20 protein-coding genes are annotated in these 21,459 nt (G+C 29.4%); all 20 read right to left on the bottom strand.

Features of this window, described 5'->3' with window-relative positions; genetic code table 11:
* Nucleotides 1-89 precede the first annotated feature (89 nt).
* The gene (rny, locus tag SPJ33_RS08500; protein ID WP_414627220.1) at nt 90-1,634 is read right to left on the bottom strand and encodes a ribonuclease Y; all 1,545 of its coding nucleotides are present in this window, start codon (nt 1,632-1,634) and stop codon (nt 90-92) included.
* Between the two features lie 318 nt (nt 1,635-1,952).
* Nucleotides 1,953-2,996: a recombinase RecA gene (gene recA, locus SPJ33_RS08495; RefSeq protein WP_321117535.1), complete on the bottom strand. Its 1,044-nt coding sequence runs from the start codon at nt 2,994-2,996 to the stop codon at nt 1,953-1,955.
* A gap of 149 nt (nt 2,997-3,145) precedes the next feature.
* A complete protein-coding gene (pgsA, locus tag SPJ33_RS08490; protein ID WP_321117534.1) occupies nt 3,146-3,736 on the bottom strand; it encodes a CDP-diacylglycerol--glycerol-3-phosphate 3-phosphatidyltransferase in 591 nt (196 codons plus the stop codon).
* Nucleotides 3,720-5,069 (bottom strand): 30S ribosomal protein S12 methylthiotransferase RimO, encoded by a 1,350-nt coding sequence (gene rimO / locus SPJ33_RS08485; RefSeq protein ID WP_321117533.1) that lies wholly within the window; start codon nt 5,067-5,069, stop codon nt 3,720-3,722. The genes pgsA and rimO overlap by 17 nt, the downstream gene beginning before the upstream one ends.
* 101 nt (nt 5,070-5,170) lie before the next feature.
* A complete protein-coding gene (locus SPJ33_RS08480; RefSeq protein WP_321117532.1) occupies nt 5,171-7,609 on the bottom strand; it encodes a DNA translocase FtsK in 2,439 nt (812 codons plus the stop codon).
* 103 nt (nt 7,610-7,712) lie between these two features.
* Nucleotides 7,713-8,420 (bottom strand): ClpP family protease, encoded by a 708-nt coding sequence (locus SPJ33_RS08475; protein ID WP_414627219.1) that lies wholly within the window; start codon nt 8,418-8,420, stop codon nt 7,713-7,715.
* 74 nt (nt 8,421-8,494) lie between these two features.
* Nucleotides 8,495-9,694 carry an aspartate kinase gene (gene dapG, locus SPJ33_RS08470; protein ID WP_321117530.1) on the bottom strand — a complete coding sequence of 400 codons (1,200 nt, stop codon included), beginning with the start codon at nt 9,692-9,694 and terminating at the stop codon, nt 8,495-8,497.
* A gap of 16 nt (nt 9,695-9,710) precedes the next feature.
* Complete coding sequence (locus SPJ33_RS08465) at nt 9,711-10,001, bottom strand: YlmC/YmxH family sporulation protein (RefSeq protein ID WP_321117529.1); 291 nt, start codon at nt 9,999-10,001, stop codon at nt 9,711-9,713.
* A 70-nt stretch (nt 10,002-10,071) separates the two neighbouring features.
* Nucleotides 10,072-11,379, bottom strand: coding sequence for a pitrilysin family protein (locus tag SPJ33_RS08460; protein WP_321117528.1), 1,308 nt, complete (start codon nt 11,377-11,379; stop codon nt 10,072-10,074).
* A gap of 58 nt (nt 11,380-11,437) precedes the next feature.
* Nucleotides 11,438-13,546 carry a polyribonucleotide nucleotidyltransferase gene (locus SPJ33_RS08455; protein ID WP_321117527.1) on the bottom strand — a complete coding sequence of 703 codons (2,109 nt, stop codon included), beginning with the start codon at nt 13,544-13,546 and terminating at the stop codon, nt 11,438-11,440.
* A 78-nt stretch (nt 13,547-13,624) separates the two neighbouring features.
* Nucleotides 13,625-13,888 carry a 30S ribosomal protein S15 gene (rpsO, locus tag SPJ33_RS08450; RefSeq protein WP_321117526.1) on the bottom strand — a complete coding sequence of 88 codons (264 nt, stop codon included), beginning with the start codon at nt 13,886-13,888 and terminating at the stop codon, nt 13,625-13,627.
* A 115-nt stretch (nt 13,889-14,003) separates the two neighbouring features.
* Nucleotides 14,004-14,933 carry a bifunctional riboflavin kinase/FAD synthetase gene (locus tag SPJ33_RS08445; protein ID WP_321117525.1) on the bottom strand — a complete coding sequence of 310 codons (930 nt, stop codon included), beginning with the start codon at nt 14,931-14,933 and terminating at the stop codon, nt 14,004-14,006.
* Nucleotides 14,934-14,953: 20 nt separating this feature from the next.
* Nucleotides 14,954-15,829, bottom strand: coding sequence for a tRNA pseudouridine(55) synthase TruB (gene truB, locus SPJ33_RS08440; protein WP_321117524.1), 876 nt, complete (start codon nt 15,827-15,829; stop codon nt 14,954-14,956).
* Nucleotides 15,817-16,803: a bifunctional oligoribonuclease/PAP phosphatase NrnA gene (locus tag SPJ33_RS08435; protein ID WP_321117523.1), complete on the bottom strand. Its 987-nt coding sequence runs from the start codon at nt 16,801-16,803 to the stop codon at nt 15,817-15,819. Before SPJ33_RS08435 ends, truB begins: the two co-directional genes overlap by 13 nt.
* A 1-nt stretch (nt 16,804) precedes the next feature.
* Nucleotides 16,805-17,155, bottom strand: coding sequence for a 30S ribosome-binding factor RbfA (gene rbfA / locus SPJ33_RS08430; protein WP_321117522.1), 351 nt, complete (start codon nt 17,153-17,155; stop codon nt 16,805-16,807).
* A gap of 21 nt (nt 17,156-17,176) precedes the next feature.
* On the bottom strand, nt 17,177-19,219 hold the full coding sequence (gene infB, locus SPJ33_RS08425; RefSeq protein ID WP_321117521.1) for a translation initiation factor IF-2: 2,043 nt from the start codon (nt 19,217-19,219) through the stop codon (nt 17,177-17,179).
* 14 nt (nt 19,220-19,233) lie between these two features.
* Entirely contained in the window at nt 19,234-19,554 is a 321-nt protein-coding gene (locus SPJ33_RS08420) for a ribosomal L7Ae/L30e/S12e/Gadd45 family protein (RefSeq protein ID WP_321117552.1), read from the bottom strand.
* A complete protein-coding gene (gene rnpM, locus SPJ33_RS08415) occupies nt 19,544-19,813 on the bottom strand; it encodes an RNase P modulator RnpM (protein WP_321117520.1) in 270 nt (89 codons plus the stop codon). The genes SPJ33_RS08420 and rnpM overlap by 11 nt, the downstream gene beginning before the upstream one ends.
* A gap of 13 nt (nt 19,814-19,826) precedes the next feature.
* Nucleotides 19,827-20,942, bottom strand: a complete 1,116-nt coding sequence (gene nusA, locus SPJ33_RS08410) for a transcription termination factor NusA (RefSeq protein WP_321117519.1) — start codon at nt 20,940-20,942, stop codon at nt 19,827-19,829.
* Between the two features lie 26 nt (nt 20,943-20,968).
* Nucleotides 20,969-21,424: a ribosome maturation factor RimP gene (gene rimP, locus SPJ33_RS08405; RefSeq protein WP_321117518.1), complete on the bottom strand. Its 456-nt coding sequence runs from the start codon at nt 21,422-21,424 to the stop codon at nt 20,969-20,971.
* Nucleotides 21,425-21,459: the final 35 nt, after the last annotated feature.

The following is a 21,459-nucleotide window of genomic DNA, read 5'->3' as shown; positions in this document are numbered from 1 at the left end:
TCTATATTTATTTTAAAATACCTTTATTTTATATAAATATATAAAAAATACATTTTGCTTTAGGCAAAATGTATTTTTTTATTAAAAGCTTATTTAGCAAAATCAATTGCTCTAGTTTCCCTAATAACACTGATTTTTATTTGACCTGGATATTCTAATTGTTCTTCTATATCTTTTGCAAGATTTCTCGCAAGTTCAACTGATCCAGCATCATCAATTTGATCTGGTTTAACCATAATTCTAATCTCTCTACCAGCTTGAATGGCATATGATTTTTCTACACCTTCATATGAATTAGAAATTTCTTCTAATTTCTCTAATCTCTTTATATATGCCTCCAATGTTTCTCTTCTTGCTCCTGGTCTTGCTGCTGATATTGCATCTGCTGCTTGAACCAATACTGCTTCTAAAGATTGCATTTCAACATCTCCATGATGGGCTCCTATAGCATTTACTACTAATTTAGATTCGCCATATTTCTTAGCAAGATCTGCTCCAATCATTGCATGTGGTCCTTCTTGCTCTTGGTCTACAGCTTTTCCTATATCATGTAATAAACCGGCTCTTCTAGCTAGAGCAACATCTAAACCTAATTCTGAAGCCATCAAACCAGCTAAGTATGAAACTTCTATGGAATGCTTTAATACATTTTGACCATAACTTGTTCTATACTTTAATCTACCAAGCAATCTTGTAAGCTCTGGGTGAAGTCCATGAACAGCTGTTTCTAATGTTGCTTGTTCTCCTTCTTCCTTGATGTCATTTTCAACATCTTTACGAGCTTTTTCTACCATCTCTTCGATTCTTGCTGGATGTATTCTACCATCCACTATTAACTTTTCTAGTGCTATTCTAGCAACTTCTCTCCTAATTGGATCGAAGCTTGATAAAATTACTGCCTCTGGAGTATCATCTATAATTAAGTCAACTCCTGTTAATGTTTCTAGGGTTCTAATGTTTCTTCCTTCTCTACCTATTATTCTACCCTTCATCTCATCATTAGGTAACGTAACAACATGAACGGTTGTTTCTGAAACATGATCTGCAGCACATCTTTGTATTGCAGTTGTAACAATTTCTCTCGCCTTTTTGTCGGCTTCTTCTTTGGCCTTACTTTCGATTTCTTTAACCATTATAGCAGACTCATGAGAAACTTCCTTCTTAACTTCATCTAAAATTAATTGACGAGCTTCTTCACTAGATAAGTTAGCAACTCTTTCAAGTTCCTCTCTTCTCTTTTCATGAAGATCATTAGCTTCTTTTTCTAACTGTTTAATGTCGTTCATTCTACCATTAATAGTTTCTTCTTTCTTTTCAAGAAAATCACTCTTTTTATCAAGAGATTCTTCTCTTTGTAAAACTCTTCTTTCAAGCCTTTGGATTTCATTTCTTCTCTCACGAGAATCTTTTTCTAAATCATTTCTTAATTTATGAACCTCTTCTTTTGCTTCAAGTATAGCTTCCTTCTTCATAGCTTCTGCATCTTTTTTTGCATCTTCTACAAGCTTTTCAGCTTCTCTTTCAAGAGACTCTATCTTATTTTTTGATGTACTTTGTATCGTTTTATAAAGTACTATTCCTAATATTAACAGCACAATTATATCAATTATAACCATTGTTATAATATGTGTCATATCAACACCCCCTCGCTTATTTTAAGTGAAAGCGTAGTGATATCATACTGTTTTCTCACTGTTATCTTTGGAATATGATAAACCAGTATTTGTTATTATTGTATAGTAAAAATAAAATTATGTCAAGTTAGCTATAATACAGTATTATTAACTTACTTTCCTTTAATTTTCTCTAAAATTCACTTATTTTCTATATAATCTTTATACTTTATAAGTATAAAAAGTAAATATTTAACTAGTATTTTTTACATTAAAAATGGTAAGATACATCACTAGATTATCTTACCATAAAGTTTTAGAAATTATTCTAATTAACTATTATTTTTCTTTATCAGTTTTAGCTTCTTCTTTAACACCTTTGTTAAGTGGAAGATTATGTTTTTCTCTGATTTTATTTTCTATCTCTAAAGCTACTTCTGGGTTTTCTTTTAAATAAGCTTTTGCATTTTCTCTACCTTGACCTAATCTTATATCTCCGTATGAGAACCAAGCACCGCTTTTTTGAACTATTTCTTCTTTAACCCCAACATCAATGATATTTCCTTCTCTTGAAATACCTTCATTATACATTATGTCAAATTCTGCTTGTCTAAATGGTGGTGCAACTTTATTTTTTATTATCTTAATTCTTGTTCTATTACCTACTATATTTTCACCTTGTTTTATTGAGTCAATTCTTCTAACATCCATTCTAACTGATGCGTAGAATTTTAATGCTCTTCCTCCTGGAGTTGTTTCAGGATTACCAAACATTACACCAACTTTTTCTCTAAGTTGGTTTATAAATATAGCTACACAGTTTGTTTTATTTATTGTACCTGCAAGCTTTCTTAATGCTTGAGACATAAGTCTTGCTTGAAGACCAACGTGAGAATCTCCCATTTCTCCTTCAATTTCTGCTCTTGGAACAAGTGCTGCAACTGAGTCTACAACTATAACATCAATAGCTCCTGAACGTACTAAAGCTTCTGCTATTTCAAGACCTTGTTCTCCTGTATCTGGTTGAGAAACTATTAAGTTTTCAGTATCTACTCCGATTTTTCTAGCATATGCAGGATCTAAGGCATGTTCTGCGTCTATAAATCCAACCGCTCCACCTAATTTTTGTGCTTCTGCAACAATATGAAGTGCAACTGTAGTTTTACCAGAACTTTCTGGCCCATATATTTCAACAATTCTTCCCTTTGGTACTCCACCGATTCCAAGCCCTATATCTAAATCTAAACATCCTGTTGGAATTGAATCAACATCTAAAACTGATTCTTCTCCAAGCTTCATAACTGAACCTTTACCAAATTGCTTTTCTATTTGACCCATTGCAGCTTCAATTGCTTTTAATTTATTTACATCTATATTACTCATTAATACACCATCCTCTCACCGAACTTATGTTCTATACATAATTATATAGAACTACTTAAGCATAGTCAACTATAAATATAAATAAAAGTCCCAACTTATTTAGTAGGAACTTTTATTATTATTTACATATTTTATATTTTATAAACCTATTATTTATTAACTGTTATTATACCCTTATTTTTTCTAAAATAGTCATATCCTGATATTATAGTTATAACAACTGATATATCTAGCATTATACCTGGGACATATTTAAAGAAATTAGTTAAAAAACTACTATTTATAACTACGCTATATAAGCTTGCAGTTTCGCTTATATTTACTTGTATTAATAATAATATTATAGCTATTATTTGTATAACAGTTTTAATTTTGCCCCACCAACTAGCTGCAATAACCTTTCCTTCAGATGCAGCTAATGTTCTAAGGCCTGAAACTGCAAATTCTCTTGCAATAATTATTATAGCAGCCCAACTTGGAACAATACTATATTCTACAAGAGTAATTAATGCAGTTGTAACTAATAGCTTATCTGCTAAAGGATCCATGAACTTCCCAAAATTAGTAATCTGATTTCTACTTCTTGCAATATATCCATCAAGTTTATCTGTTATTGATGCTATAATAAATATGAATGTTGCAATAAAAGTGCCATAAGGTATCTCCTTAACAACTATAAATATTAAAAAAATTGGTACTAACAGTATTCTAAGTAATGTTAGTTTATTTGCAAGATTCACACATACCAACTCCTATTAAATCATACTCTGTGTTTTCTTCTATCTTAACTTTAACTATCTCTCCATTATAAGAACCACAATGTTTTTTCTTAAAGAATACATTACCATCTATTTCAGGAGCCATTTCATAGTTTCTTCCATAATAGTATTCACCATTAAATCCTTCAACAAGAACATCATATGTTTTACCTATCTTTAGGCTATTTATTTCATTTGAGATCTCACTTTGAAGTAGCATAAGTTCTTTTTCTCTTGCTTCTTTTGTCTCTTCATCTATTTGTCCACCCATTATAGCAGCTGGTGTACCTTCTTCTCTTGAATATTTAAATACTCCAACCTTTTCAAGCTTATATTCTTTTAAGAATTCTTTAAGTTCATTAAAATCTTCTTCTGTCTCATTTGGGAAACCTACTATTAATGAAGTTCTAAGTGCTATTTCTGGTATTTCTCTTCTTAATTTTTCTATTTTGTTTATTATATCTTCTTTTGTTGTTTTTCTTCCCATAAGCTTTAATATCTTGCTGCTTATATGTTGTATTGGTAAATCTAAATATTTTAATACTTTGTCATTTGTAGCCATTTCACTTATAAGCTCATCATATATTTCTTCTGGGTAGCAGTATAATACCCTAATCCACTCAATGCCTTCAATCTTTGATAACTTATTTAAAAGCACATGAAGACTTTTCTTGCCATATAGATCGCTTCCATAAAGAGTAGTATCTTGTGCTATTAGTATTAATTCTTTAACACCCTTTTTAGCTAAGCCTTCTGCTTCTTTTAATATGCTTTCCATTTCTCTACTTCTAAATTTACCTCTTATCTTAGGGATTATACAATAAGTACAGAAATTATTACAACCTTCTGCAATTCTTAAATATGCAGTACTATTATCCGTTGTAAGTACTCTTTCACCTTCATTTATATTTTCATCTGAATAGTTTACTTCTGCAAACTTATCTTGCATATTTTCTTTTAATATAAATTCTCTAATTAACTTATCTATTTTAGTATAGTCATTTACTCCAAGCATTATATCTATTTCAGGCATTAATTCTTGAAGTTCTTTTCCATATCTTTGAGTTAAACAACCTGTTGCAATTAATAATTTGCAATTATGTTTAGTTTTATAGTTTGCCATTTCTAATATAGTATCAATTGATTCTTGCTTTGCCTTTTCAATAAATCCACAAGTATTAACTATAATTATATCTGCTTCTTTTGGGTTATTAGTTATTTCATATTCTTTATTCATAACTCCAAGCATTATTTCTGAATCTACTCTATTTTTATCGCAACCTAAGCTAACCATTCCTACCTTATATTTTGCCAAAACTTTTTCCTCCTACGTTTTAAAAAAATATTTTATACTTAACTATTTTATAACTGTTTTTATCCTATTACAAGATAAAAATTGGCTATAGTCTACAAATCTTACTCATCTTCACACTTTGCTTCTACTAAATCAGTTTTAGATACTAGAACTTGTCTTGGTCTGCTTCCATCTTTAGGAGATATTATTTTTCTAGCTTCTAACTCATCCATTATTCTAGATGCTCTATTAAAACCAATTCTAAGCCTTCTTTGTAAAAATGATGTTGAAGCTTGTCCATAATCAACAACTATATCTATAGCATCTTTTAATAATTCATCTTCCTCTTCTTCTTGAACATTTGTATTTGACGATTTTGCTTCATTATTTATATGCTCTATTATTTCTTCTTTATAGACAACATCATTTTCAGATCCCTTTACAAAATCAACTACCTTTTCAACTTCTTCTTCTGATATAAAGCATCCTTGTACTCTAAGTGGTTTACTTTCTCCAACTGGATAATAAAGCATATCCCCTCTTCCTAAAAGTTTTTCTGCTCCACCGCTATCTAATATTGTTCTTGAATCTATTTGTGATGAAACAGCAAATGAAATTCTAGATGGTATATTAGCTTTAATTACACCAGTTATTACATCTACTGATGGTCTTTGAGTTGCTATTACTAAATGCATACCTGCAGCTCTTGCCATTTGTGCTAATCTTCCAATATAATCTTCAACATCATTTGGACATACCATCATAAGGTCTGCAAGTTCATCTACTATTATAACTATATAAGGAAGCTTTTCTTCAATTATTCCTTTATCATAAAGTGCATTGTAAGAATCAATATTTCTTGCTCCTGAATCTGCAAATAATTTGTATCTTCTAGTCATTTCATTTACAGCCCAATTTAATGCTCCAGCTGCTTTTTTAGGATCTGTAACAACTGGTATTAATAAATGAGGTATACCATTATATACACTTAATTCAACAACCTTTGGGTCAACCATTAGAAGTTTAACTTCATCTGGAGAATATTTATAAAGCAAGCTTATTATTAATGTATTTATACATACACTTTTCCCTGAACCTGTTGCCCCTGCAATTAGAGTATGCGGCATTTTGCTTAAATCTCCAACTACACATTGTCCTCCTATGTCTTTACCTAATGAAAATGCTAACTTTTTATTTGTATTTAAGAATTCTTCTGATTCTAATACTTCTCTTAAAAATACTGGTGTTTGCTCTTTATTTGGAACTTCTATTCCAATTGCTGATTTTCCTGGAATAGGAGCTTCTATTCTAACTCCAGATGCTGCAAGACCTAATGCTATATCATCTGCTAGGTTTACAATTTTACTTACCTTTACCCCCGGACTTGGCTGAAGCTCAAATCTAGTAACAGAAGGTCCCTTTGTTACTTGAGTTACTTTAGCATCAACTCCAAAGCTACCTAATATTTCAGATAATTTATTTGCACTTTCAATAAGTTCTTGCTTATCATTACTATTTAATTTAGTAGCATTATTTATATTAAGTAAGCTTGTGCTTGGGCAAATATATTCTTCTTTTTCCCCATCAACTTTATTAAGGCTTGTCTCAATTTCATCATGCATTACATTTTTAACTTCATTATCTAACTTGCCTTTTTTATAGCTATTATCTGTCTTGTTTGAATTTTTTAGAAAATCATCTATCTTTTCTTCATGATTTTTAGAATCTAATCTTTTTTCTACTTCTTTTTTATTCATATATGTAGTGTTTTCATATAATGGATCTTCATCCTCTTTAAAAGACGAATTTTTCATAAAATCTAATATCTTAATTTTATTTCCTATACCATCTAATAAATCTTTTTTATCTTTAATTTTTTCTTCATCTTCTAAACTTCTATCAACTATATTTATAAATGTATCATCTATAACATCTTCAGATTTATTTTTAGAAGATTTATTTCTAGGATTCTTTTCATTTATAATATTAGCATTTTTAATAGCCTTGCTCTTACTTTTTAAAGTTGTTATAACATCATATAATGTAATATCAAATATAAGTATAGTTGCTATTATAACAAGTGCTGTATATATGATATATGATCCTAAAGTTCCTACAAATTTAAATAAAGGATATGATATTAAAAATCCTAAAACTCCTCCATTTAAAATAGAATTAGTGTATATTACTCTTTCTATACCTTCTCCAAAGGAGCTTATATAATCTGAATTTTGAAGATATACAGTTGAAAATATCAATATAAGTATAATCACGTAAATAGTTATCCCATAGAAATTTTTATTAAGCTTTATATTTCCTTTAGACCTTATATATTCAAATCCTAAATATAATAAATAAATAGGTATTATATATGATCCAATTCCAACTAAAAAATGAAATAGACTTTGAGATATTGACGATAGTATACCTATAAGGTCTGTATATATTGCAATAGATAAAAGTATTCCTATAGAAATATATATTATTCCAAGTATATCTGTATTTTTGCTATTTTTCTTGCTACTTTTATTATTTCTACTTGTTTTTTTAGTTTTGCCCAAAAATAATCACCTCGCTTTATTATTTTTCTACATATATAATAAAATTCCTTTTACAAACATAATAAAATCAGCTATAAAATATTTACAGCTGATATTTAATAATTTACTCATTTTCATCTATCAATGCATTTAACTTAGAAATAGCTTCTTTTAATCCACCAACTTCATTTATCAAACCACATTCAACTGCTTGATTACCGATTAATATAGTTCCTACATCATTTAATAAATCACCTTGTTGTCTTAGAAGGTTTTCTAATTGTGCTTTATCTATATTAGATGTTCTAACTATAAAATCATTAATTCTTTCTTGCATCTTCTTTAGATATTCAAACGTTTGAGATATTCCAATTATAAATCCGTTCATTCTAATAGGGTGTACTATCATTGTTGCAGATGGTGTTATAAATGAATGTTGTGCTGATGTTGCAAGTGGTACTCCTATAGAATGGCCACCTCCTATAACTATAGAAACAGTTGGCTTTGATAAAGAATTTATCATCTCTGCAATTCCAAGTCCAGCTTCTACATCTCCTCCAACAGTATTTAATACAATTAAAACACCTTTAACATTTTCATTTTGCTCAATTTCAATAAGCTGAGGTATAATATGTTCATACTTTGTCGCCTTATTTTGAGCAGGAGAAACTATATGTCCTTCTACTTGCCCAATGATTGGTAATACCCTTATTCTTTCATTAGGATTTACTGTACCTGTATTTCCAAACTCTTTTATAGCTTCGCTGTTTTTATCTAATTTTTCTTTTTCATTATTATTATCATCTTCACTTTTTAAAAAATCCATATTCATAAACATTCCTCCTATACATTTTTATTTTGTACAAGAGGAAAGTTTTTATACTTAATATTGTTTTTTAAAATTTATTATGATAATTCAAATGATTTATGTAGTGCATTTATAGCTTCAGATACATTATCAGAATGTATTAAGCACCATATAGTCATATGAGAATCTGCAGTCTGTAAAACTTCAATATTATTTTCATTTAATGATTTAACTATTTTTGCAATAACTCCAGGTATTCCTGTCATTCTTGAACCAACTATAGCTAATTGACTACAATTTTCTGTTAATGAATATTTTATGTTTATAGCATTTAATATATTTTCAAGTTCTTGTTTCTTTTCTTCTCCAATTGTAAAGACTTGTTGTTCTGGGAATATATTTATTAAATCTAAGCTTATCTTATTTGCTGCAAGTAAGCTTAATAAATCTTTATATTTTGGATTATTTATATTTTCTTTTGCTTTTATTTTAACCTGAATTCTATTATTTTGATGAGTAATACCTGTTATTATTTTATTATTTGTAAGGTCTCCATTATTATTTATTAATGTTCCTTTTGCATCACTCATTGTATTTTTAATAAATAATGGTACATTGCTCTTCATAGCTATATCAACAGCTCTTGGATGAATAACTTTAGCTCCTTGTTCTGCAAGTTGGAATACTTCATTATAACTTATAACATTTATTAATGATGCATCTTTTACTATTCTTGGATCAGCCGTCATTATTCCATCTACATCAGTATAAATTTCTATTTGTTCAGCTTGTAATGCAACTCCTAATATAGCGGCACTAGTATCACTTCCACCTCTACCTAAAGTTGTAAAGAATCCATCTTCAGTCATTCCTTGGAATCCAGTAATAACTGGCACTCTTCCTTTTGCTACAAAATCTAATATTTGTTTTGGATCAACATTTAAATGCTTTGCATTAGTAAATACATTATCTGTTTTAATTCCTGCCTGTCCTCCAGTTAATGGCACAGCATCAATTCCAGCATCAAATAATTCATTGCTCATAACTACAGAACTTATAATTTCTCCACAACACATTAAAAGGTCTGTTGCTAATTTATTTGAATTTTTAAATTTATCTCCAACTAATGATAAAAGTGTATCAGTTGCATAAGGATCTCCACTTCTTCCCATAGCTGAAACAACAACTATAGGTGAAAAACCTTCATCAATAGCATTTTTAATCTTTTTAACTACTTTTTCTCTTCTTTCCTTTGTAGATACGGATGTGCCACCAAACTTTTGTACTACAATCTTCATATTTATCCCCCTTAAGTTATATCTTTGCTCGCTTTATACTGTTTTCATCAGCATCTAATATTATTGTTTTAGCTCCAACTTTTTGTACTGAGCTCCAATCAATTTCTAATATCTCTCTAGAGCCACCAAAAATACTAAATTTAGAAGAAGATGCATCTATTAAAAGATATTTTATATTACCTTCATCATCAATAACTAAGTCATTATTTTGAAGATAATCATATTTTTCTCCATCATTAATATTTATAAGCTCATATTTTTCAAGTTCACTAAGATATCTTATATTTTTATCACCTTGTACATACATATATGTAAGTCCCTCCCTAACATTTATAAATAAATATATGAGTCAGGGAAGAAATATATTACCTATAATATTATAGCTCACTTTTAGTTGATTTACTAGAATTATCATAAGCTTCTTTTGATTTATATATAAAAGAATCTAAGTAATCTTTATCTATTTCACTTCCTACATAAGCAGTATTTACAATGCCTTTTCCAAAACAATTCTTTAAAACATAATCTATATCTTCTTTACTTATATTATCTATTTTTTCAATAACTTCTTCTTCTGTTCTTATACTATTTCTAAGTAATAATGATTTAGCATTTGAGAACATCTTTGAACTTGTGCTTTCTAAACCTAATATATAGTTTGCTTTTATCTTTTCTTTATTAATTTTTAGCTGTTCTTCAGTTATTCCTTCTTCTACAAACTTTTCAAGTTCTCTTTTTATAACCTGTAATGCTTTATCTGCATACTCTTTACTTAGTCCTACATATATATTTATTAAACCAGCTTCTTGGAATTGTTGTGTATAAGAATATATAACATAACAAAGGCCTAACTCTTCACGCACCTTTTGGAATAAAATAGATGATGCTCCTCCACCTAATATATTGTTAAGAAGAACTAAAGCATAGCTTCTATCATCTCCAAATGGTAATCCTTGAAGTCCTAAATCAATATGAAGCTGTTCAATTTCTTTTTTTAAGTATACTGAATCTTTCTTAATTTCAGTTCCTTCATAAACAGGTTTATATACTTTTTTACTTTCCCATTGTCCAAAGAATTTTTCTATTAAATTTATAACTTCATCTTCATCAAATTTACCACAGATAGATATAACGGAATTATAAGGAGTATATTTTTCATCTATAAATTTTATTATATCTTCTCTTTTTAAATTTCTAATCTTTTCTATGGTTCCAAGTATAGGATAAGAAAGAGAATTGTCTCCATATGAAGCTTTTGAATGAATATTATCTAGAACATCTTCTGGGTTATCTTCACTCATATTTATTTCTTCTATTACTACGCCTTTTTCTTTTTCGATTTCTTCTTCATCAAATTTTGAATTTAAAAGCATATCTGATAAAACATCTAGTGAAAGATCTAAATGAGTACTTAAAGTTTTTATATAGTAACAAGTAGTTTCTTTGCTAGTAAATGCGTTTATCTGTCCACCAACATTTTCGATTTCTTCAGCTATTTGTTTAGCAGTTCTTTTATTTGTTCCTTTAAAGAACATATGTTCTATAAAATGTGATATACCATTTAGCTCTTCACTTTCATTTCTTGAACCATTTTGAATCATTACTCCAACACTAACTGAATTAACCCCGTCTAACTTTTCAGTTACAACTCTAAGACCGTTTTTTAATGTAAAAATCTTATGCATAAAAACCTCCTTGTAGTAAAAAAAAGGCAATACCATTGCCCTTTTAGTCTTGTTTATCTTATTTATCTTCTTTTTGTTCTTCGTTATCTTGTAGTGCATCTTTTCTTGAAAGATTTATTCTACCTTGATTATCGATTTCTGTTACTTTAACAAGAATTTCGTCTCCAACTGAAACTACATCTTCAACCTTATTAACTCTATTCTTATCAAGCTTTGAAATATGAACTAATCCTTCTTTATTAGGAAGAATTTCTACAAATGCTCCAAATGCAGCAATCTTAGTTACTTTTCCTAAATAAACTTCACCAGTCTTAACTTCTTTTGTTAACCCTTCGATTATCTTTAATGCTTGATTAACACCATCATGATCTACAGAAGATACAAATACAGTTCCATCTTCTTTTATATCTATCTTAACACCAGTATCTTCGATTATTTTATTAATAACCTTTCCACCTGCTCCTATAACATCTCTAATCTTTTCTGGATCAATTTTAATTATTGATGTCTTTGGTGCATATTTTGAAACATCTTTTCTTGCTTCTGGTATGCATTCATGTATCTTTTCTAAGATAACCATTCTAGCTTTTCTTGCATTTTTTATTGCAGTATTAACAACATTAAAGCTTAATCCTTTAAGTTTTGTATCAACTTGTATTGAAGTTATACCTTTTTCAGTACCTGCAACCTTAAAGTCCATATCTCCAAAGAAATCTTCTATTCCTTGAATATCTGTTAATACTTCTTCTTCAGTTAAGTCTTCTGAAGTTATAAGTCCCATTGCAATACCTGCAGCTGGTCTTTTTATTGGAACCCCTGCATCTAATAATGCTAAAGTTGATCCACAAACTGAAGCTTGTGATGTTGATCCATTTGAACTTAAAACTTCTGATACTAATCTAATAGTATATGGGAATTCTTCTTCTGAAGGTATTAATGGTTCAAGTGCTCTTTCTGCAAGTGCACCGTGACCTATTTCTCTTCTTCCTGGACCTCTAAGTGGTCTAACTTCACCAACGCTATATGCTGGGAAGTTATAATGATGCATATATCTCTTTGATTGTGCTTCGTCTATTCCATCTAATATTTGAATATCTCCAACTGAACCTAAAGTTGCAACAGTCATTACTTGAGTTAATCCTCTTGTAAATATTCCTGTACCATGAGTTCTTGGAAGTATTCCAACTTCACATGAAAGTGGTCTTATTTCATCAAATGCTCTTCCATCAGGTCTTCTCTTATCTTTTAAAAGCATATGTCTTACAACTGATTTTTGCATTGCGTAAAGAACTTCTTTTATGTCGCCTTCTTTACCTTCGTATTTTTCTTCAAATTCAGCAAATACTTTTTTATTCACTTCATCCATAGCAATGTTTCTTTCATCTTTATCCATGATATACATTGCTTCTTTTACCATTTCACTTGCAAAGTCTTTAACATCTTTTTCTAGTTCTTCATCAACTTTGAATAAAACAGGTTCTTCTTTAACTTTACCAAACTTTTTCATAGCTTCTTCTTGGAATGCTATTATTTGTTTACATGAATTAAATCCAAATTCAATGGCAGATATCATAGTATCTTCTGGTATTTCATTACCACCAGCTTCAATCATCATAACCTTTTCGTTTGTAGCACAAACTGTAAGATCTAATGTACTCTTTTCTCTTTGTTCTGAAGTTGGATTTAAGATAAATTCTCCATCTATTAATCCTATTTTAACTCCTGCAACCGGAATAGTGTAAGGTATGCTTGATAAACATAATGCCATTGAAGCTGCATTTATTGCTAATATTTCTGGTAAATTATCTTTTTCAACTGAAACAACTGTACAAACAACTTGAACATCATTTCTATATCCTTTTGGGAATAATGGTCTTATTGTTCTATCAACAGCTCTTCCATGAAGAATTGCATTTTCTGATGGTCTTCCTTCTCTTTTTATGAATCCTCCTGGTATCTTACCAACAGCATATAATCTTTCTTCGTATTCTACGCTTAAAGGGAAGAAGTCAATCCCATCTCTTGGTTCTTCTGATCTATTTACATTAGTTAGTATTACAGTATCTCCATAGCTCATTAATACAGCTGCATTTGATAACATACCAAAGCCACCAAATTCAACTTTCATTTCTCTTCCAGCTACTACTGTACTAAGTGTGTTCCTCATAAAGGGACCTCCCTTCGTTTTCTTTTACAAATTTTTCTTATAATTTTAAAATAATAGAGCGGCTAAAACCGCTCTAACCTATCTTCTTAAACCTAATTTTTTAACTATAGCTCTGTATCTTTCGATATCTTGCTTTGCTAAGTAATTTAAAAGACCTCTTCTTTGTCCAACCATCATTAATAGTCCTCTTCTTGAGTGGTGGTCTTTCTTGTGAACTTTTAAGTGTTCAGTTAATTCATTGATTCTTTCGCTTAATAATGCTACTTGAACTTCTGCTGATCCTGTATCATGTTCACTTCTTCCAAATTCTTTAATTATTTCTTGCTTTCTTGCCTTATCCATAAGTGCACCTCCATAAAATATCCCCTTAGTTCCATGTAATAAGATGGCACCTTATAACATAGGACTAGGTTTCCGCTATCATTATAACAAAACAATTTAATATTGTAAACAACAATTATATAATAACAGCTAATTCTTTTAATTTTGCATATTCTTCATCTTTATTTAATTGTTTTTTTAAACAATCAATAGAATCAAATCTTTTTTCATCTCTAATCTTTTCTATGAAATAAACTACTATATCATCACCATAAATATCATGATTAAAATCTAATATAAATGTTTCAATAGTTAATTTTGTTCCATTTACAGTTGGGTTGCTTCCAACAGAAGTTATTCCTTTATAAATATTATTTTTCCATTTAACGTTTGTGTAATAAACACCTTTAGCTGGAATAACTTTATCTTCTTCAAATTTTAAATTTGCAGTTGGAAATCCAATAGTTCTTCCAATTTGTTTTCCATGTTCAACAATTCCACTTAATCTATACTCTCTAGTTAACATCTTATTAGCTTCAACTATTTCTCCATGTTTTATAGCATTTCTAATTCTTGTGCTGCTTATAATTTCATCTTTATATAATAAAGGCTCTATTATTTCTAGTCTAAAATTATATTTTTTTGATAATTTCTTTAAAAGATCAGTATCTCCTAAATTTTTATATCCAAATTTATAATTAAATCCTACAACTATACCTTTAATATTATAATCACTACAAAGCCTTTCTATAAATCCTTCTGGTGATAGCTCCATAAATTCCTTATTAAATTTTTTAAGAACAACTTTGTCTATCCCCACTTTTTGTAAAATATCTACTTTCTCTATATTATTCATCAAATATTCGATTTTTATACTAGGATTTATAATTGTTCTTGGATGATTACTAAATGTAAATACCATACTTTTACATCTATCCTTTTCTGCAAGCTCTATACATTTATTAATAAGTGATAAATGTCCCATATGTAGTCCATCAAAACTTCCAAGTGCTACATAATATCCATCATCTTTTTTATTAGTTATTTGTCCATTAGCCACCTTCATCGTTTTAGTCTTCTCCTAAGCTACATTAATAACTTTTCTAACTTAAATCCATTTTCATCTTTAATTCCAAGACCAATGAAAATGTCATCTTCATCATAAACTCTATATAATACGTTTTTTTCAATATTATCTTTTAATAATCTTCTATCATAAACTTTTGCTCCATTTATAAGAAGATTTCTAAATCTATTATTAATAACTGTTTTAGGATAGCCTTCTAAAGCTTTTTCAATAGGTATTAAATAATCACTAATATTTTCTTCAGTTAGTAAATCTATATTTACACTATCTTCTTCCTTAAAAATTGAAGTAGCTGTTCTTCTAAGCTTTACCATAGTTCCATATACATTAAGCTTTTCTCCAATGTCATAACATAAACTTCTTATATATGTTCCTTTTGAGCAAGTAACTGTCATCGTAATTTCTGGAAGATTAATATCTATATCTTTTATATCAAATATAGTTATATCTCTTCCTTCTCTTTCAACTTCAATTCCTTGTCTTGCTAGATCATAAAGCCTAACGCCATCTTTTTTTAATGCTGAATACATAGGTGGTATCTGATTATATGTACCCTTAAATGAATTTATAGCATCTAAAATTTCTTCTTCTTTAAGATGAGAAATATCTTTTCTATCTAATACTTCCCCTTCTAAATCATATGTGGTAGTTTTAAATCCTAATGAAAATACAACTTTATAAGTTTTAGGTGCTATCATTATATAATCTATTATTTTAGTTGCTTTTCCTAGACATACCGGAAGCACTCCAAATGCTTCCGGATCTAGTGTTCCAGTATGCCCAACCTTTTTTTCATGAGCAATTTTTTTAACTTTTCTAACTACATCAAAAGATGTCATTCCAGAGTTTTTAAAAATATTTATTACTCCTTGCATAAATCTATCTCTCTTTCAATAGCTTTTAAAATATTATCTTTTGCAATTTGAAGCATTACTCCTTTTTGCATAAGACCTGAGGCCTTTGTGTGTCCACCTCCACCAAACATTTCAGCAATTTTTCTAACATCAAAATCATATTTTGATCTAAGACTTGCCTTAACGCCTTCTTCAACCTCTTTTAAAAGAACTGCAACTTCAACTGTTTTTATGCTTAAAAGATTTCCGATAATATCAGATGTATCTTCTTTTTCAGCATTAAACTTACTAAGAGAATCGCTATCTAATACCGTAACTACAACTTTACCATCAAAATATAGCTTAGCATTTTGGAAAGCATATCCCATAAGATTTAACTTATTTATACTTCTATTATCAAACAGTTTATTATATATCATTGAATTGTTTACTCCAACACCAATTAATATACCTGCAATTTCATGTGTTCTTTTTGTAACATTAGAATGTCTAAAAGATCCAGTATCTGTAACTAGTGAAGTGTATAAACATCTTCCTATTCTTTCTAATATTTCTTCCTTAACTGAAAATTCATATCCGATTTCCTTTAATAGTAGAAATACTATCTCAGCTGTAGCAGCAGCTTCTGTATCAACGTAATTTATAAACCCATAATTATCATTTGATAAATGGTGATCTATATTTATCACCATTCCAGAATAATCTAAAAGATTTGCTGAAATTCTTTCAACATTACCACAATCTAGTACTATTACTAAATCAGTACCTTCTTTAGGTTCTGTTGTTTCTCCATTTATTTCTTCTGAATATGGCAAAAACATAAGATTTTCTGGAATACTATCTTTTGAAATTATATATACATCTTTTCCAACTTCTCTTAATCCATTTAAAAGTCCTAATGCACTTCCTATTGCATCCCCATCTGGTGATGTATGAAATGTAATTCCAATTTTGTTGGCCTCAATGATAATTTTCTTTATATCTTTAAGTGCCATTTTATTGCTCCTTAGCTTTCTTGATTAAACCATCAATCTTCATTCCATAATCGATTGATTCATCTAATTCAAATATTATTTGAGGAGTAACTCTTAATTTAACTTTACGTCCTACTTCTCTTCTAATAAAGCCACTTGCACTTTTTAATGCTTTTAAATTATTTTCTTTTTCTTCTTCATTACTTGCAAATATACTTACAAATACTTTTGCATAACTTAAATCTCTAGTAACTTCAACCCCTGTTACAGAAATCATAGCAGTTAATCTTGGGTCTTTTATTTCATTTTGAATTAAAGTGCTAACTACTTTTTTAACTTCTTCGTTTATTCTTCCACCTCTATAATTAGCCATATATTTATCACCTCTTAAAAATTAAAGTTCTTTTCTTACAATGGCTTCCATAGTGTATGCTTCTATGATATCTCCTTCTTTAAGGTCGTTAAACTTCTCAACGCTTAATCCACATTCATATCCGCTTCTAACTTCTTTAGCATCATCTTTAAATCTCTTTAATGAACCTAAAGTTGATTCAAATACTACAATACCATCTCTAATTACTCTTATGTCTGCATTTCTTGTAATCTTTCCATCTAATACATAACATCCAGCTATTGTTCCTACGTTTGAAATCTTATAAGTTTCTCTAACTTCAGCCTTACCTAAAACAACTTCTTTATATTCAGGTTCAAGCATTCCTATCATAGCTGATTTAACATCTTCTATTGCATCGTAGATTATTCTATAAGTTTTAACATCTACTCCATCTCTTTCAGCAGCTGATACCGCATTTGAGTCAGGTCTTACATTAAATCCTATTACTATAGCATTTGATGCAGTTGCAAGTGATATATCTGTTTCTGTTATAGCACCAACAGCACCATGTATTACTCTTACTTTAACATCATCTGTTGATAATTTTTCAAGTGATTGTCTTATAGCTTCAACTGATCCTTGAACGTCTGCTTTTACAACAATATCAAGTTCTTTTACAGAACCTTCTTTTATTTGACTATATAAGTCTTCAAGAGAAACTCTATGTCTAGCATTTAAGCTATCATTTTTAAGTTTTTCTTTTCTAACTTCAGCCATATTTCTTGCAGTTTTTTCATCTTTAACTTGATTGAATCTATCACCTGCAGCTGGAACTTCTGAAAGTCCTAATATTTCAACTGGTATTGATGGACCAGCTGATTTTATCTTTTTACCTGTATCATCAAACATAGCTCTTATTCTTCCATATGTTGATCCAACTAATATTGAATCTCCAACATGTAATGTACCATTTTGAACAAGTAAACTTGCAACTGAACCTCTACCTTTATCAAGCTTAGCTTCTATTACTGTTCCTTTTGCTTTTCTGTTAGGGTTAGCTTTTAATTCTAACATTTCTGCTGTTAAAAGAACCATTTCAAGTAATGTGTCTATTCCTTGACCTTGTTTTGCTGAAACTGGAACACATACAGTATCTCCACCCCAGTCTTCTGCAATTAGTCCATGTTCTGTTAATTCTTGTTTAACTCTATCTACATTTGCATTTGGTCTATCAATCTTGTTTATTGCAACAACCATAGGAACTCCTGCAGCTTTACAGTGGCTTATAGCTTCTTTTGTTTGTGGCATTATACCATCATCTGCAGCAACTACTAATATAACTACGTCTGTTATTTGTGCTCCTCTAGCTCTCATAGCTGTGAAAGCTTCGTGTCCTGGAGTATCTAAGAAAGTAATTTCTTCTCCATTTACATCAACAGTATAAGCACCTATATGTTGAGTTATACCACCAGCTTCAGTTGCAGTAACCTTAGCTTTTCTTATAGCATCTAATAAAGACGTCTTACCATGGTCAACGTGTCCCATTACAGTTATAATTGGTGGTCTCTTTTGAAGGTTTTCTTCGCTATCTTCTTCAATTTCAATTGCATCAAGTTCAGCTGTTTCTTCTTTCTTTTCTATTAAAACTTCATACTTTTCACAAACTTTTTCAGCAGTTTCAAAATCTATTTCTTGGTTTATACCTGCCATAACACCTGTAAATATAAGAGTTTTAATAACTTCAGCTGTTGGCTTATTTAACTTTTCTGCAAGCTCTTTAACTGTTATTGTATCACCAATTTCAATTAACTTTGTTTCTTCTTCTGTTTCTTCTTTTTTAGCCTTATCTTCTTTTTTAACTTTTTTCTTTTTCTTAGGTCCCTTATTAACTTCTTCGTCTGCAATCTTTTCATATTCTTCTACTACATTTCCTGCAGGTGCTACATTACCTAGAAGTTCTTTTATAAGTTCAGCATCTTCATCTTCTATTACGCTCATATGATTTTTAACTTCTATATTAAATTCATCCATTAATAAATCTATTAATTCCTTTGAACTTATGCCTAATTCTTTTGCTAATTCATGTACTCTAATTTTTGACATACAGTCACCCCCGATTAATTTTTACATATATTTTCCTCCTCATAAAGAGACAATAATTTTTTAGCCATATTTTTATCTAAAACAGCTAAAATTTTGATTTCATCTTTTCCAATACTTATTCCTAAATCTTCTTTAGAGAAATCTTCAATATATGCTATTTGTTTTTCATTACAATGCTTTATAAATTTATTTTTTGTTGATTCTGATGCATCTTTTGAAATAATAAATAAGTGCATTCTTTTTTTATTTCTTAATTCATCACATTTACTATAACCTTCAACTAGGTTACCTGATCTTTTTGCTAAGCCTAGAAAATTGAAAAATTTATTGTTCATCATCCATCTCTTCCCTTAGTCTATCATATATTTCTTCGCTTATTTGAACATCAAGATTTCTGCTTAATCTTTTTGTTTTAAAAGATTTTTCTAAACAATCTTTTGATTTACAAACATAAGCTCCTCTTCCTGATTTTTTCCCTGTTAAATCAACAGATACATCTCCTTCTTTTGATCTAACAACTCTTATAAGCTCTTTTTTTGGCTTCATCTCCATGCATCCAGTACACATTCTTAAAGGTATCTTTTTAGTTTTCATAAAAACACCTCTCTTATTCTGATACTTCTTGTGAATCTACATTTTCTACTATTTCTTCTTTTGATATAGCTTCTTCCTCTTCTTGTAATGCTTGTGATTTACTCTTTATATCAATTTTCCAATTAGTAAGCTTTGCTGCTAATCTAACATTTTGTCCTTCTTTACCTATTGCAAGTGATAATTGATTGTCATCTACAACAACTTTAGCTGACTTTTCTTCTTCATTAACTGTAACACTTAAAACTCTTGCAGGACTTAAAGAATTTGCTATAAATTCAGCTGGGTCTTTGCTCCATTTTATTATATCTATCTTTTCATTTTTAAGTTCATTTACTATGTTTTGAACTCTTACACCCTTAGGACCTACGCAAGCACCCATAGCATCTACAGATTCATCATTTGAGTAAACTGCTATTTTACTTCTTGAACCTGCTTCTCTTGAAATGCTCTTTATTTCAACTACTCCTTCATATATTTCAGGAACTTCAAGTTCAAATAATCTCTTAACTAATCCTGGATGTGTTCTTGAAACATGAATTTGAGCTCCCTTTGAAGCATTTTTAACTTCAACTATATATAATTTTAACTTTTCATTGAAGTTATATTCTTCACCTTTTATTTGTTCATTAGGTCCTATAACACCTTCTAGTTTTCCAAGGTTAACAAAAACTAATCCTTTATCTTTTCTAAGAACTGTACCAGTTATTATATCAAATTCTTTTTCCTTATATTCATTATAAACTATGTTTCTTTCAGCTTCTTTAATTCTTTGTGTAACTACTTGTTTTGCAAGTTGTGCTGCTACTCTTCCAAAGTTTTTAGGTGTAACTTCCATATCAACAACATCGTCTACTTCATACTTAGGATTTATTTCCTTAGCTTCTTCTAAACTTATTTCTGTTACGTCATCATAAACTTCATCTACAACAACTTTTTGTGCATATACTCCAATTTCTCCACTTTCTCTGTTAATTGTAACTTTAACATTTTGTGCAGTAGTATATTGGTTTGCATAATTTTTCTTATATGCTGCAACCATTGCATCTTCAATTGTTGTAAATATTAAATCTTCACTTATTCCTTTTTCTTTTACTATCTCTTTAAGAGCACCTATAAACTCTTGGTTCATATCTTTATCCTCCCTCTTTGAAACCTTTATTCTAAGTTTGCCTTTTTTATTTTTTCTACTGGTACTTTAACTAATTCTTCATCTTCAGTTTCAACTTCTATAAATCCATCTTCATAAGATTTTAATATACCTTTTACGTTTTTACGTCCATTTAATGAACCTGTAAATCTTACAAATATTTCTTTTCCTATTACTTTCTTAAAGTGATCTTCTTTAAATAGACCTCTGTTTATTCCTGGTGAAGATACTTCTAAGTAGTATGATACAGAAATTGGATCTTCTTCATCTAACATTTCACTAACTCTTCTTGAAACCTTTTCGCAATCATCAAGTGAAATTCCTTCTTCATTATCTATATATATTCTTAAATAATTTTCCCCATCTTCTTTTACAAATTCTACATGATATAATTCGTAATCTAATTCATCAGTAATTGGCATAACTAATTTTTCTAGTCTTTCTATTAATGCATCTTTTTTCATATGTTTACCTCCTTTAATATTCAATTTTTATAGAT

The sequence above is a fragment of the Clostridium sp. genome, assembly GCF_034179595.1.
In the GTDB taxonomy this organism is placed as follows: Bacteria; Bacillota; Clostridia; order Clostridiales; family Clostridiaceae; genus Clostridium.
This window is presented reverse-complemented; position numbering and strand designations above follow the sequence as displayed.